The sequence below is a fragment of the Pseudomonas sp. P65(2024) genome (assembly GCF_057480955.1).
Genome location: NZ_JBLIYX010000009.1, coordinates 80,996 through 94,550 on the forward strand (window position 1 = coordinate 80,996; position 13,555 = coordinate 94,550).

The window sequence follows — 13,555 nt, forward strand, 5'->3', positions numbered from 1 at the left end:
TTTTCAGGCGGCGCCGATGCTCACCCAGAAGCGCGTGCGGTAGTCGACGCGCACCGGCAGGCTGCGGGCGACCAGCAGCAGGATCTGGTCGGTGTCGGCCAGCTGGAAGGTGCCGGAAACCTTGAGCCCGGCAACTTCCGGCGCGCAACGCAGCAGGCCGGGGCGGTAGCGCGACAGTTCGTCGGTGAACTCGCCCAGGGGCATCTGCTGCACGCTGAGTACGCCATCGGTCCAGCCCCAGGGGTCACCGTGCAGGGTGGCGGGCTGGAAGTCGCCCTGGGCGAACACCTGCAGCACTTCGCCGGGCTTGACCCGATGCGCGGCGGCAGAAGCGGGGAACAGCGTCACCTCGCCGCGGCGCACGGCCAGCAGCAGGCCCTGGGCATTCTCCCGCAGCAGCAGTTGACCGCCCTGAGTGCTCAGGGCGCCGACGCGGGTGTCGATGGTGAACGGGCGGTTGTCGTTGGTGTTGCCGTCCAGGCTGACCTCGCCGCGCAACAGGGTCAGTTGGCGCTGCTCGTCGCTGTAGCGCAGGTCGATGGCGCTGGCGGTGTTCAGGCGGATAAGGCTGCCGTCGCTGCCCAGCAGCTCACGACGCTCGCCGGTGGCGGTGCGGCTGTCGGCCATCAGCGCCGGCAGGCTCAGGGGCTCGCGCGCGGCCCAGCCGACACTGGCGCCGAGCGCGAGCAGCGACAGTAGCTTGAGGTGGTCGCGCCGGCTCATGCGGCGGCGTTCGCTGCCGGCCAGGGTCTGGCGGCTCAGCTCGGCGGGCAGGCTGGCCAGTTCGTCGCCGAGGCTGCTGACCCGCTGCCAGGCCTGGGCATGCTGCGGGTGGCTGGCCAGCCAGCGCTGGAACTGCTGTTCGGTGTGTGGGCCGGGGCTGTCGTAGCGCAGTTTCACCAGCCATTCGATGGCTTGGTCGACCTGGGCCTGGCTCGGGTTCTGGTCAGGCATCGGCGTAGCGGATCCGGTAGCAGACACCCAAGGCCTTGGCCAGGTCGCGCTCGACGGTGGCCCGGGAAACGTCCAGGCGCTGCGCGACCTGGGTGAGGGTGAGGCCGTCGAGCTGTGCCAGCAGGAACGCCTGGCGCACCCGTGGCTTGAGGCGTTGCAGGGCGCGGTCGAGGCGTTCGAGGGTGTCGAGGATCAGCAGGCGCTGTTCCTCGCTGGGGGCTTCTTGCTCGGGCAGGTTGGCCAGGCTCTCGAGGTAGGCTTTTTCCAGGGCGCGGCGGCGGAACTGGTCGATCATCAGGCCGCGGGCGATGCTGCTCAGGTAGGCCCGTGGCTCCTTGAGCGGTGAAACCTGGCGCGCCTTGAGCAGGCGCACGAAGGTGTCCTGGGCCAGGTCCGCGGCGTGCTCTCGGCAGCCGACCCGGGCGCCGAGCCAGCCGCGTAGCCAGCGGTGGTGTGCCTGATAGAGCAGATCGACCTCGGCCGGTTTCAGCGTGTCTTCGATCTGCATCGTCTGGAGAGCCTGCCTGGATAATGTGATTGTTAATAGTTCTCAATTCTATGCGGGGCGATGCGGGCGGATCAATGGTAGGCCTCCGACTCGATGAGCAAGATTGAGCGTTTCACCGATGAACGGTTGGGCTAGGCTAGGGGATCGTGACTTGTGCGAACGCCTTTGATGATCCTTGCAGACCTATCCCCGCAGGCCTTTGACGATGCCGCTGCCTGGCTGGCCGGGCAGGACCCGGACTGGGCGCGGCATATTGCCGCCGTGGGGCCTTGCCTGCACCGTGCCACGCCCGGGCGCGAGCCGTACGAGGCGCTGGTGCGGGCCATCGCTTATCAGCAATTGCATGCACGGGCGGCCGAGGCGATCCTCGGGCGGTTGCTGGCGCTGTTCCCGGATGGGGCGTTTCCCGCGCCCGAACAGCTGCTGGCGGTGACGCCTGAGGCGATGCGCGCCTGTGGGTTCTCCGCGAGCAAGATTGCCACGGTTCATGGGATCGCCCAGGCGCGATTGGAGGGTGTGGTGCCCAGCCGGGAAGAGGCGCTGAGCCTGCCGGACGCCGCGCTGGTCGAGCGTCTGGTGGCGCTGCGTGGGGTCGGGCGCTGGACGGTGGAGATGCTGCTGATCTACAGCCTGGAGCGATCGGATATCCTGCCGGTGGATGATTTTGGCGTGCGCGAGGGGTATCGGCGCATGAAAGGCTTGGACAAGGCGCCGACGCCTGCGCAGATGCGGGCGCTGGGTGGTGCGTGGAGTCCTCATCGCACCGTGGCGGCCTGGTACCTGTGGCGGGCTTGAAGCTTTCCTGCATGGCCCTATCGCGGGGCCCGTGAAAACACCGCAAGAATCGGAGTTCCACGCATCATCCACCCTGCCAGGCTGACGGTATCGAATCCCAGGAGAGGCCCCTGATGAAGCCCGCCCCGACCACCTACACCACCGACGCCGAACGCTGGCACGCCGTGCAGGCTCGCGACACGGCCGCCACAGGCCACTTTGTCTACGCCGTGCGCACCACCGGCGTGTATTGCCAGCCCGCCTGCAAGTCGCGCCTGGCCAAGCGCGAGAACGTCGAATTTTTCAGCGCCGCTGCCCAGGCCGAGGCCGCCGGTTATCGCCCGTGCAAGCGCTGCAAGGGTGGGCAGGGCAGCCGCCGTACCGAGCTGGTGGCCCGCGCCTGCCGCCTGATCGAGGCCAGCCAGACCGCCCCCAACCTCGACCAGCTCGGCAGCGAGCTGAACGTCAGCCCGTTCCACCTGCACCGCCTGTTCAAGGCCGAGACCGGCCTGACCCCCAAGGCTTATGCCTCTGCCTTCCGCGCCCAGCGGCTGCGACAGCATCTGGACGCCGCCGGCAGTGTCACCGAAGCCATCTTCGACGCCGGCTACAACTCCAACAGCCGCTTCTACGAAAGCGCCGGCGAGCGCCTGGGCATGCGCCCCAGGGAATACCGTGCCGGCGGCCAGGGCGCGACCATCCGTTTCGCCCTGGCCCAATGCTCACTTGGGGCGATCCTGGTGGCCCAGAGCGAACGGGGCATCTGCGCGATCCTGCTCGGTGACGAGCCCGAACCCTTGCTCAAGGACCTGCAGGACAAATTTCCCAAGGCCCAGCTGATCGGCGGCGATGACGCCTTCGAGCGGCTGGTGGCCGAGGTGATCGGCTTCGTCGAGGCGCCGGCCCTGGGCTTGGCGCTGCCCCTGGATGTGCAGGGCACGGCGTTCCAGGAGCGGGTCTGGCAGGCGCTGCGCGAGGTGCCGGCGGGGACCACGGTCAGCTACACCGACATCGCCGAGCGCATCGGCGCGCCCAAGGCCGTGCGGGCCGTCGCCCAGGCCTGCGCGGCCAACGCGATCGCCGTGGCCATTCCCTGCCACCGGGTGGTACGCCGCGACGGCGACCTCAGCGGCTACCGTTGGGGCATCGAACGCAAGCGCCAGCTGCTGGACCGAGAGACGGCACTCTCCTGAGCCTCCAGACCGCGTAGAATCCACGCCCTGTCGAGTTGTGTAGAGGAACCTTCGATGAGGCGTGTCAGCCTTGACCGATTCTATGCGGGGATTTTCGCCCTGCTGTTGTGCCTGGCCATGCCGGCATGGGCCCAGCCGGCCACGCCGGTATCGCGCCTGGCCGTGGCCGAACAGCAGGTGCTGGACGAGAACGCCAGCCTGGAGGCGTTGAGCGAACGGCTCGACCAGATCCGCCAGGGCGTCACCAGCAATGCCAATGACGACCTGCTCGCGCAACTGCGCCAGTCGGCCCTGCAGGTGCAACGCCAGGCCGATGTGCTGGCCACCCAGCGCACCGCCGACGTGCAGCGCCTGGACGACCAGCTCAACGTGCTTGGCCCGCCGCTGGAGGAGGAGGCCGAGAGCCTGACCCGCCAGCGCAAGCAGCTTAACGACGAAAAGAACAAGCTGGTCGCCGAGCAGAAGGACGCCACCACGCTGACCCAGTCGGCCCGTGACCTGTCGACACAGATCGTCAACCTGCGCCGCAGCCTGTTCAACTCGCAGATCACCAGCCGCGCCGCCAGCCCGTTGAGCCCGGCGTTCTGGTCGAGCCTGATCCGCCCCACCGACGACGACGTGGCGCGCCTGCGCGACCTGCGGGGCGAGGTGTCGGACGCCATGGCCAGCGCTTTCAGCGCCGAGCACCGCTGGCTGTTCATTACCGCGCTGGTCGCGGCGGTGCTGGTCTGGACCCTGGTGCGCCGGGTACTGGAGCGCCTGCTGGCCGACGCCATGATCCGTTGGCTGCCCGAAGGCCGCCTGCGCCGCAGCGCCCTGGCGCTGAGCGTCAGCCTGGCGACCTTGGGCACCATTTCCGGCTCGGTGTCGCTGCTGCGCTGGGGCCTGGAGAGCAGCGCGGAGCTGGGCACGGACCTCGCCAGCCTGACCAACCATATCCTCGCCCTGGTGATCTTCAGCGCCTTCATCTCGGGCCTGGGCCGCGCCATGCTGATGTTGCAGCGCCCGTCCTGGCGCCTGCCGCCGATCCCCGACGAAGTGGCCAGCGCCCTGGGCTGGTTCCCAAAGGTCCTGGCCCTGGCGCTGATGGTGCTGCTCACCCAGGAGCGCATCAACAGCGTGATCGGCACCAGCCTGGCGCTGACCCTGGCCACCAACGGCCTGACCGCGCTGGTGGTGTCACTGCTGTTTGTCGTGGCCCTGCTGCGCTACCGCCGCGCCCGTCGCCAGCATGACCTGGAGCGGCCCAAGGGCCTGGCCGGGCTGATCCCGTTCGTGATCGTGGTGTGGGTGCTGGCGATCCTGCTGACCTTGCTGGCCGGCTACCTGACGCTGGCCTACTTCCTTACCGCCAAGCTGCTGTGGATCAGCGTGGTGGTGGTCTGTGCCTACCTGCTGGTGACGGTGTTCGGCGACTTGTGCGAAACCCTGCTGTCGCCCCGTCAGCCCGGTGGCCTGGCGCTGGCCTCGGCGCTTGGCCTGCAGCAACGCCACCAGGCCCAGGCCAGCACGGTGCTGGCGGGCATCGGTCGCACGCTGTTGCTGTTCGCCGCCGCGCTGCTGGTGTTCATGCCTTCGGGCACGAGCCCAGGCGAGCTACTGCTGAGCCTGGCGGACTGGGACGGCACCGGCGGCAAGGTGCTGGGCAACCTGAACATCGTGCCCCAGGACATCTTCCTGGCCGTGGCGATCTTCATCGGTGGCTGGTTCGCCATCCGCGTGGTCAAGCGCTGGCTGAGCGAGCGCCTGCTGCCGGAGACTGACATGGACGCCGGCATGCGCGCCTCGCTGGTGACCCTGGTCGGCTACCTGGGCTTCCTGTTCCTGGCCATGCTGGTGATGTCCACCCTGCACATCAACCTGACCAGCCTGACCTGGGTGGTCAGCGCGCTGTCGGTGGGTATCGGTTTCGGCCTTCAGCAGATCGTGCAGAACTTCATCTCCGGCCTGATTTTGCTTACCGAGCGCCCGGTGAAGGTGGGTGACTGGGTGAGCCTGGCCGGTGTCGAGGGTGACATTCGCCGGATCAACGTGCGCGCCACCGAGATTCAGATGTCCGACCGCTCGACGGTGATCGTGCCCAACTCGCAGTTCATCTCGCAGAACGTGCGCAACGTGACCATGGCCAATGCCTTGGGCGTGGTTGGCATTACCTTGACGCTGCCGCTGGAGACTGACCCGGCGAAGGTGCGCGAGGTGTTGCTGGCGGCGTACAAGGAGCATGAGTCGATCCTCGATGCGCCGGCCACGTCGGTGACCTTCAAGGACCTGACCAGCAGTGGCATGGTGATCGGTGTGAGCGGTTACGTGGCCTCGCCGCGGCAGGTGTCGAGCACGCGCAGCGACCTGCTGTTCACCATCCTCGGGCGCTTGCGTGACGAGGGCATCGCCCTGTCGTCGCCGCAGAGCATGGTGTTGGTGCAGGAGAATGGGCGACCGGCCGACGAGCCGGTGTGAGGCTATCTCGGCTCTTGTAGGATCGGCCTTGTGCCGCGAAAGGGCCGCAAAGCGGCCCCGGCGATCTGTCTTGTGGCGCAGACCCTGGGGCCGCTTCGCAGCCCTTTCGCGACACAAGGCCGCTCCTGCATCTGTTTCGGGCCAGTCAAACCTGTGCCATTACCGGATCCGCCTTGCTGGTACGACGCGGTTTCAGTGTAGGCACCACTGGCGCCTCACCTGTCTCAAGACAGGCACCAAGGCGGGCAACCATGGCCTGACAGGTTCGGTACGTTGCAACAAATGTGGGAGCGGCCTTGCGTCGCGCGGGCGGCGCTCGATCTCGCAGGCGCTGCAAGGCTGCCGTCGAACACCTGCCAGCCTCACGCGCCCTGTGAAAGGGCTCAGCTACTCACCCCAAACACCGCGTCACATGCTTCACCGACTGATACCCCGAAAGCCCCCAAGGCCCAAGCTCTCGCCCAATCCCACTGCCCTTGGTCCCGCCCCACGAGGTCTCGACGAACACCGCCTGCACCGAGTTGATCCACACATGCCCGACCTCCAGCGCATCGGCCACGCGCTCGGCGCGTTCCAGGTCGGCGGAGCAGACAGTGGCCACTAGCCCGAAGCGGCTGTCGTTGGCCTGGGCGATGGCCTCGGCCTCGGTGCCGAAGCGTCGTGCGCAGAGCACCGGGCCGAAGATCTCCTCGCTCCACAGGCGGCTGCTCACTGGTACGTCCACGTACAGCGTCGGGCTGACGAACCAGCCGTCACGGTCCAGCGCCTTGCCGCCGGCCAGGCACGTCAGGCCCTCTTCGCGGGCGGTGGCGAAATAGCCGGCGACCTTGAGCCACTGCGCCTGGCTGGTCAGCGGCCCCATGTCCACTTCTTCCGCCAGCGGGTTGCCCACGCGCAATGCCTCCAGCGCCGCCTGCAAGCGCGGCAGCAGGGCATCGGCGATGCCGTCCTGCACCAGCAGGCGCGAGGTGGCCGAGCACATCTGCCCGGCGTTCCAGGTGATGCCGGCGACGATCCACTCCACCGCCTGGTCGACATCACAATCGTCGAACACCACGATGGCCGACTTGCCGCCCAGCTCCAGCGTCACCGGCCGACACTGGGCCGCGGCGGCGCGCATCACCTGGCTGCCGACGCCGTTGCTGCCGGTGAACGACAGCTTGTCCAGGCCGTTGTGGCCGCTCAGGGCGGCGCCGGTCTCGGCCTTGCCGCCCACGATGTTCAGCACGCCGGCCGGCAGGCCCAGCACCTCGGCGATCTGGCCGTAGGCCTGCTCGATCAGCGGGGTGACTTCGGAAGGCTTGAGCACCACGGTGCAGCCGGCCGCCAGGGCCGGGGCGAGCTTCCAGGCGCTGGTCACCAGCGGGAAGTTCCACGGCACGATCAGGCCGACCACGCCCACCGGCTCCAGGCGGGTGCGGGCGCTGAAGCCGGGCGCGGCCAGGGGCACGTCACGGTTCTTCGCCGGCAGTTGCTCGGCGAGGTCTGCGTAGTAGGCGAAGGTGGCGATGGCGTCGTCCAGGTCGATCTCGGCCTCGTGGCGCGGCTTGCCGTTGTTGCGCATCTGCAGGGCAATCAGCTCGTCGCGGCGCTGGCCCAACTGTTCGGCGAAGCCGCGCAGGTAGGTGGCGCGCTCGGCGGCGCTGACCGTTTTCCAGGACGCCAGGGCACGACGCGCGGCGGCCACGGCCTGGTCGACCTGGGCGCTGCTGGCGGCCATCAGTTCGCTGAACGGCTGGCCGTCGGACGGGTTGTGGACAACGATGCAGTCGCTGCCCAGGCCTTCGACCCAGCGGCCGTCGATGTAGTGAGGTGTGGTCATGGTCGGATTCCGGTCAGGCCATTTCGGCGGTGGTCACAGGCTTTACGGGTGTGCTTTTGCAGCGCACCCAGCGCGGGCCTTGTGGGCCATACACGCCAGCGGGTTCAGGGAACAGGTTGAGCAGGATCAGGTACAGCACGGCGGCGATGCCGAGGGTCACCGGCAGGCTCAGGTCGATGCCGCCGGCCAGCTCGCCCAGCGGGCCGACGAACTGCCCCGGCAGGTTGACGAAGCACAGGCCGACCACAGCGCTGGGGATCCACGCGCCCATGCCGCGCCAGTTCCAGCCATGGTCGAACCAGTAGTGGCCGCCCTGCTGGCCGCGGGTGAACACCTGCAGGTCATCGGCGTGGTAGAAGCCGCGGCGGGTGATCAGGCCGAGGATCATGATCACCATCCAGGGGCTTGTGCAGGTGATGATCAGCACGGCGAAGGTCGACACGCTCTGCACCAGGTTGAAGGTGAAGCGGCCGACGAAGATGAAACCGATGGCCAGCACGCCGATCAGCAGGGTGGCGGCGGCGCGGCTGAGCAGGCGCGGGAACACGCTGGACATGTCCAGGCCGGTGCCGTACAGCGCCGTGGTGCCGGTGGACATGCCGCCGATCACCGCGATCAGGCACACCGGCAGGAAGAACCAGCCCGGCGAGATCGCCAGCAGGCCGCCGACGTAGTTGTTGGCGGCGATGTAGTCCGGTGCCTGGCTGGCCACCAGGGTGGCGGTGCACAGGCCGAACAGGAACGGAATCAGCGTGGCGGCCTGGGCGAGGATCACTGCCAGCATGATGCGCGACTTGGCGGTCTCGCGCGGGATATAGCGCGACCAGTCGCCAAGGAAGGCGCCGAACGACACCGGGTTGCTCATGGCCAGGATCGCCGCGCCGACGAACGCCGCCCAGAAACCGGCCTGGCCGAGGTTGACGCTGCCGGCGTAGCCCGCGTCGAAGGGCCCGGCGAAGGCGAAGATGCCCAGCAGGAACAGCAGGCTCGAGGCCCACACCGCGATCTTGTTGACCCAAAGCATGAAACGAAAACCAAAGATGCACACCACCAGCACCAGCACCGCGAACAGGCCGTAGGCCAGGCCCAGGGTCAGGTCGGTTTCCGGCAGGCCGACCAGGCGCTTGGCGCCGCCGACCAGGGCATCGCCCGAGCTCCACACCGACAGCGAGAAGAACGCCACGGCGGTCAGCAGCGACAGGAACGAGCCGACGATACGCCCGTGCACGCCGAAGTGGGCGCCGGACGATACCGCGTTGTTGGTGCCGTTGAGCGCGCCGAACAGGCCCATCGGCGCAAGGATCAACGCGCCCACGCCGACGCCGAGCAAAATCGCCCAGACGCCGGCCTGGAACGACAGCCCGAACAGCACGGGGAAGCTGCCCAGCACGGAGGTGGCGAAGGTGTTGGCGCCGCCGAAGATCAGGCGGAACAGGTCCAGCGGGGTGGCGTCGCGTTGATCGTCGGGGATCTGTTCGACGCCATTGGTCTCGATACCGGTCGAGTGGCTCATGGTGATGCTCCAGCGCGAATGTTGTCGGCCGTCGGGCGGCCTTGTTGTGGGTGCGATGGCAGTGCGGCAGGGCCGCTTGAAAGGGAATCAGGCCGGCGAGATGACCGACAAGTGTTCGTGACAGGCCAGCCAGCGTTCGCCGTGCAGCCGAAAGACGATGGTCTCGCGCTCGTTCAGGTCTAAGGTTTCGCCGGCGACGCGCAGGCGCGTGGCCACATCGTGCATGAAGACCGCCACGTCGCCCTGCAGGCTCACCTGCGCGTTGCTCGACTCGCAACCGAGCACGACGAATCCGTCCGCCTGCCAGCTGGCCCAGAGTTCTTCGTAGGCTCGGCGTGACAGCAGCGGTTGCGGCACGGTGTGGAAGAGAAAGGTGGCATCTTCGCTGAAGCAGGCGAAGTAGCGGGCGGTATCGTTGCTGGCGAAGGCGGCGACGAGGTCGGCGGCGGCCTGCCGTACCTGGAGTGTCTGGTCCACGGGAGTGGCCTCACGGTTTATTGTGATTGTTGGTGAAGCGATTCTGGTGGCGGTGGGCGGTGGGAAAAATCGCTGTGGGCAAATAATCAGTTCAGGAAATCGTGAACCAATGGCTGGCGAGAACCCTCCGTAGGAGCGGCTTCAGCCGCGATGCGGACACCACGGAGCCTGGCATCCGTTTCGCGGATGATCGCGGCTGAAGCCGCTCCTACAGCCAGCTCCACGGAACACGTTTGGTTCAATGAAGTTCAAGCGACTGACGGTCGGCCCTGCACGCCATGTTTGCCTACGCTGAAACTCCCTACCTTTGAAGCAAGGAGTTCAGCCATGGCTTTCCACTACAACCGCCTGGACAAGAACAACGCCGCAGTACTGCTGGTCGACCACCAGACCGGCCTGCTGTCGCTGGTGCGCGATATCGACCCCGACCGCTTCAAGAACAACGTGCTGGCGCTTTCCGACCTCGCCAGGTATTTCAAGCTGCCCACCATCCTCACCACCAGCTTCGAAACCGGCCCCAACGGCCCTCTGGTGCCCGAGCTCAAGGAGCAATTCCCCGACGCGCCCTACATTGCCCGCCCCGGCAACATCAATGCCTGGGACAACGAAGACTTCGTCAAGGCGGTGAAGGCCACCGGCAAGAAGCAACTGATCATCGCCGGGGTGGTCACCGAGGTTTGCGTGGCCTTCCCGGCGCTGTCGGCGCTGGAGGAGGGTTTCGATGTATTCGTCGTCACCGACGCCTCCGGCACCTTCAACGAGTTGACCCGCGACTCGGCCTGGCGGCGCATGGAGGCCGCGGGCGCGCAACTGATGACCTGGTTCGGCGTGGCATGCGAGCTGCACCGCGACTGGCGCAATGACATCGAGGGGCTGGGCACGCTGTTCTCCAACCACATCCCCGATTATCGCAACCTGATGACCAGCTACAGCAAGTTGGCCAAGTAGCGCTTTCACTGGTGCGGTGAGCGATTACCGCGCCAGTTTCAATATGCCATTCGCAGGTGTCGCGGACCAGATCGCCAACCCCGCTGCCAGAGCGGTCAATAATGCCCCGGCCCAAGGCGTGGCTTCCAGTGCCGAGCCTGTGATCACCACGCCACCGATGGCCGAGCCCAATCCGACGCCTAGGTGCATGGCCGACATGTTCAGGCTCATGCCCGCCGGGAAGGTATCCTCGCCGCGCCTGGCCAGGTAGCTCTGCACCACTGGCGAGGTGGTCCAGCTCAGCCCGCCCCAGAGCATCATCGCCGGCAGGAACAGCCACGGCGTGCCCGCGCTAAGCGGTAGCATCAGCAGGCTGGCGAGGTACAACAGAGGCGCCAGCAGGATGGCCTTGGCCACACCCAACCGATCGGCCATCCAGCCACCGACATAGCCGCCCGAGACACCGGCAATGCCGAATGCCGCGAACACCGCTGCCAGCCATTGCGGCGGTACATGGGCGACCTGCTGGGCGTAAGGCGCGAGGTAGGCGAATACAGTGAAGTGCCCGGCGATCATCAACAGCGATACCCCCTGCGCGGCCGTGAGGCGGCTATCGCGCAGGTGGCGCACGTAGCTGGCCAGGGCGATGCGTTCGGTGCTCTGCAGCGTCGGCAGCCCGCGCCAGGCCATCAGCAGCACCGCTACCGTCAAGGCACTAAGGCCGAGGAACACGCCGCGCCAGCCCAGGGCGTCGCACAGCAGCATGCCGGCCGGCACACCCAGTATCAGCGAGCTGCAGATACCCATGAAGATTACCCCGATGGCGCGCCCGCGCAGGGCTTCGGGCGCCATGCGCGTGGCCATCAGTGTGCACGTCAGGCAGGTCATCGCGCTGGTTGTGGCCATGCCGATACGGGCGATCAACAGCGCGGTGTAACCGGGCGCCCAGGCCGCGAGCAGGTTGCACAGGGCGAACAAAGCCAACGTGGCGCACAGCAGGCCACGCAACGGCAAGCGTGTGGTGAGCAGGGGAGAGAAGGGCGCGACGAGGGCGAAGCTCAGGGAGAAGACGGTGGTCAGTTGCCCGGCCACGCCGAGCGGAACGTCCAGGCCATCGGCCAGGGCCGGCAGGATGCCGACCGTGATGTTTTCCGCCATGCCCGTGGCGAATGTCGCCAGGGCCAGCAGCCAGATACGCGGGCTCATGTGTTGCCTCCGATAAACGGGCCGGCCAAGGTCCGGACCCATTTGTCCCGACGGTTGACCGGCAGTGGTCAGGTCCATCGGGTTTCGAGGCAGTGCTTCGGTTATCCCGGTTCACGCAGGTGTAGGAGCGGCCTGCGTGAGGCCATGTTATTTCAACTCGGTCTCGATGAACACGATCTCGTGATCGCTGGCATTGACCACGTTGTGTTCCACGCCGGCTTTGCGGAAGTAGCTCTGGCCTGCCACCAGGGGGGCGTGTTTGTCACCCTCCGGGGTTTCCAGCAACAAGGTGCCGTCGGTCATCGGTACCACCACGTAATCGAGGCCGTGGCGATGCTGGCCGGTCTCGGCGCCGGGGGCGAAGCGCCATTCGGTGACGATCACTTCGTCGGTATTCACCTGCACGGTGGGGACTGCCTTGGGGCGTTGGGTCTGCTGCGTCATGGAGTAGGCCTGTTCACGGAAAAGCGTCCAGCCTGGGCTGCTTGCGCGGTGGGTTAAATCCAAGTCTGCTGGCAGTCAGTCGTGCGAACACTCAACTTTTTCCGCCCAGCAGGCGAAAAAAAACCCGCCGCAGCGGGTTTTTTCAGGAGCGGGGTATCAGACGTTGAAGCGGAAATGCATCACGTCACCGTCCTTGACGATGTAGTCCTTGCCTTCAAGGCGCCATTTGCCGGCTTCCTTGGCGCCGCCCTCACCCTTGAACTGGATGAAGTCGTCGTAGGCCACCACTTCGGCGCGGATGAAGCCTTTCTCGAAGTCGGTGTGGATCACGCCGGCCGCCTGTGGGGCGGTAGCGCCCACGCGTACGGTCCAGGCACGCACTTCCTGCACGCCTGCGGTGAAGTAGGTCTGCAGGTTGAGCAACTCGTAACCGGCGCGGATCACGCGGTTCAGGCCAGGCTCTTCCAGGCCCAGGGCCTCGAGGAACATGTCTTTCTCTTCACCGTCGTCCAGCTCGGCGATCTCGGCTTCGATCTTGTTGCACACCGGCACCACCACCGCGCCTTCTTCCTCGGCAATGGCCTTGACCACATCCAGGTGCGGGTTGTTGTCGAAGCCGTCTTCGGCGACGTTGGCGATGTACATGACCGGCTTGCTGGTCAGCAGGTGGAAGCCGCGGATCACCGCCTTGTCTTCGGCGCTCATGTTCTTCATCAGGCTGCGCGCAGGCTTGCCTTCGGTGAAGTGGGGGATGAGCTGCTCGAGGATGGCCTTCTGAGCCAGGGCTTCCTTGTCGCCGCCCTTGGCGTTGCGGGCGACCTTCTGCAGTTGCTTCTCGCAGCTGTCGAGGTCGGCGAAGATCAGTTCGAGGTCGATGATCTCGATGTCGCGCTTGGGGTCGACGCTGTTGGAGACGTGGATCACGTTCTCGTCTTCGAAGCAGCGCACCACGTGGGCGATAGCGTCGGTCTCGCGGATGTTGGCGAGGAACTTGTTGCCCAGGCCTTCACCCTTGGAGGCACCGGCGACCAGGCCGGCGATGTCGACGAACTCCATGGTGGTCGGCAGGATGCGGTTCGGCTTGACGATCTCGGCCAGCGCGTTGAGGCGCGCGTCGGGCATCGGCACGATGCCGCTGTTCGGCTCGATGGTGCAGAAGGGGAAGTTCTCCGCCGCGATGCCGGACTTGGTCAGGGCGTTGAACAGGGTGGACTTGCCGACGTTGGGCAGGCCGACGATGCCGCAATTGAAACCCATGGGAATTCCCCTTTCGTAAAGTG

The 13,555-nt window shown here is 66.6% G+C and carries 12 protein-coding genes; 4 read left to right on the plus strand and 8 right to left on the minus strand.

Going from position 1 to position 13,555, the window contains the following annotated elements:
- Positions 1-3: 3 nt before the first annotated feature.
- Both AC25MA_RS14390 and AC25MA_RS14395 read right to left on the minus strand, forming a co-directional pair.
- Complete coding sequence (locus AC25MA_RS14390) at positions 4-954, minus strand: FecR domain-containing protein (protein WP_062364688.1); 951 nt, start codon at positions 952-954, stop codon at positions 4-6.
- Positions 947-1,462 carry a sigma-70 family RNA polymerase sigma factor gene (locus AC25MA_RS14395; RefSeq protein ID WP_028691160.1) on the minus strand — a complete coding sequence of 172 codons (516 nt, stop codon included), beginning with the start codon at positions 1,460-1,462 and terminating at the stop codon, positions 947-949. Before AC25MA_RS14395 ends, AC25MA_RS14390 begins: the two co-directional genes overlap by 8 nt.
- A gap of 168 nt (positions 1,463-1,630) precedes the next feature.
- On the opposite strand from AC25MA_RS14395, the gene AC25MA_RS14400 reads away from it, so the two are divergent.
- From AC25MA_RS14400 to AC25MA_RS14410, 3 genes are all read left to right on the plus strand, one after another.
- Positions 1,631-2,257 carry a DNA-3-methyladenine glycosylase family protein gene (locus tag AC25MA_RS14400; RefSeq protein ID WP_028691159.1) on the plus strand — a complete coding sequence of 209 codons (627 nt, stop codon included), beginning with the start codon at positions 1,631-1,633 and terminating at the stop codon, positions 2,255-2,257.
- Positions 2,258-2,370: 113 nt separating this feature from the next.
- Positions 2,371-3,429 carry a bifunctional DNA-binding transcriptional regulator/O6-methylguanine-DNA methyltransferase Ada gene (gene ada, locus AC25MA_RS14405; RefSeq protein ID WP_069017853.1) on the plus strand — a complete coding sequence of 353 codons (1,059 nt, stop codon included), beginning with the start codon at positions 2,371-2,373 and terminating at the stop codon, positions 3,427-3,429.
- Positions 3,430-3,483: 54 nt separating this feature from the next.
- The gene (locus tag AC25MA_RS14410; RefSeq protein ID WP_486972134.1) at positions 3,484-5,886 is read left to right on the plus strand and encodes a DUF3772 domain-containing protein; all 2,403 of its coding nucleotides are present in this window, start codon (positions 3,484-3,486) and stop codon (positions 5,884-5,886) included.
- A 391-nt stretch (positions 5,887-6,277) separates the two neighbouring features.
- Here AC25MA_RS14410 and AC25MA_RS14415 read toward each other — a convergent pair whose 3' ends face one another.
- The 3 genes from AC25MA_RS14415 to AC25MA_RS14425 all read right to left on the minus strand — a co-directional run bounded on the left by AC25MA_RS14415 (position 6,278) and on the right by AC25MA_RS14425 (position 9,698).
- On the minus strand, positions 6,278-7,708 hold the full coding sequence (locus AC25MA_RS14415; RefSeq protein WP_197866444.1) for an aldehyde dehydrogenase family protein: 1,431 nt from the start codon (positions 7,706-7,708) through the stop codon (positions 6,278-6,280).
- Between the two features lie 13 nt (positions 7,709-7,721).
- Positions 7,722-9,221, minus strand: coding sequence for a purine-cytosine permease family protein (locus AC25MA_RS14420; RefSeq protein ID WP_486972135.1), 1,500 nt, complete (start codon positions 9,219-9,221; stop codon positions 7,722-7,724).
- Positions 9,222-9,308: 87 nt separating this feature from the next.
- Positions 9,309-9,698 carry a YybH family protein gene (locus tag AC25MA_RS14425; protein WP_062364680.1) on the minus strand — a complete coding sequence of 130 codons (390 nt, stop codon included), beginning with the start codon at positions 9,696-9,698 and terminating at the stop codon, positions 9,309-9,311.
- A gap of 327 nt (positions 9,699-10,025) precedes the next feature.
- On the opposite strand from AC25MA_RS14425, the gene ycaC reads away from it, so the two are divergent.
- Positions 10,026-10,646 carry an isochorismate family cysteine hydrolase YcaC gene (gene ycaC, locus AC25MA_RS14430; protein ID WP_028691153.1) on the plus strand — a complete coding sequence of 207 codons (621 nt, stop codon included), beginning with the start codon at positions 10,026-10,028 and terminating at the stop codon, positions 10,644-10,646.
- 24 nt (positions 10,647-10,670) lie between these two features.
- Here the strand turns inward: ycaC and AC25MA_RS14435 are convergent, their stop codons facing one another.
- The 3 genes from AC25MA_RS14435 to ychF all read right to left on the minus strand — a co-directional run bounded on the left by AC25MA_RS14435 (position 10,671) and on the right by ychF (position 13,532).
- On the minus strand, positions 10,671-11,831 hold the full coding sequence (locus AC25MA_RS14435; protein WP_186596448.1) for an MFS transporter: 1,161 nt from the start codon (positions 11,829-11,831) through the stop codon (positions 10,671-10,673).
- A 147-nt stretch (positions 11,832-11,978) separates the two neighbouring features.
- The gene (locus AC25MA_RS14440) at positions 11,979-12,275 is read right to left on the minus strand and encodes a cupin domain-containing protein (protein WP_028691151.1); all 297 of its coding nucleotides are present in this window, start codon (positions 12,273-12,275) and stop codon (positions 11,979-11,981) included.
- A 156-nt stretch (positions 12,276-12,431) separates the two neighbouring features.
- A complete protein-coding gene (gene ychF, locus AC25MA_RS14445; RefSeq protein WP_028691150.1) occupies positions 12,432-13,532 on the minus strand; it encodes a redox-regulated ATPase YchF in 1,101 nt (366 codons plus the stop codon).
- Between the last annotated feature and the right edge of the window lie 23 nt (positions 13,533-13,555).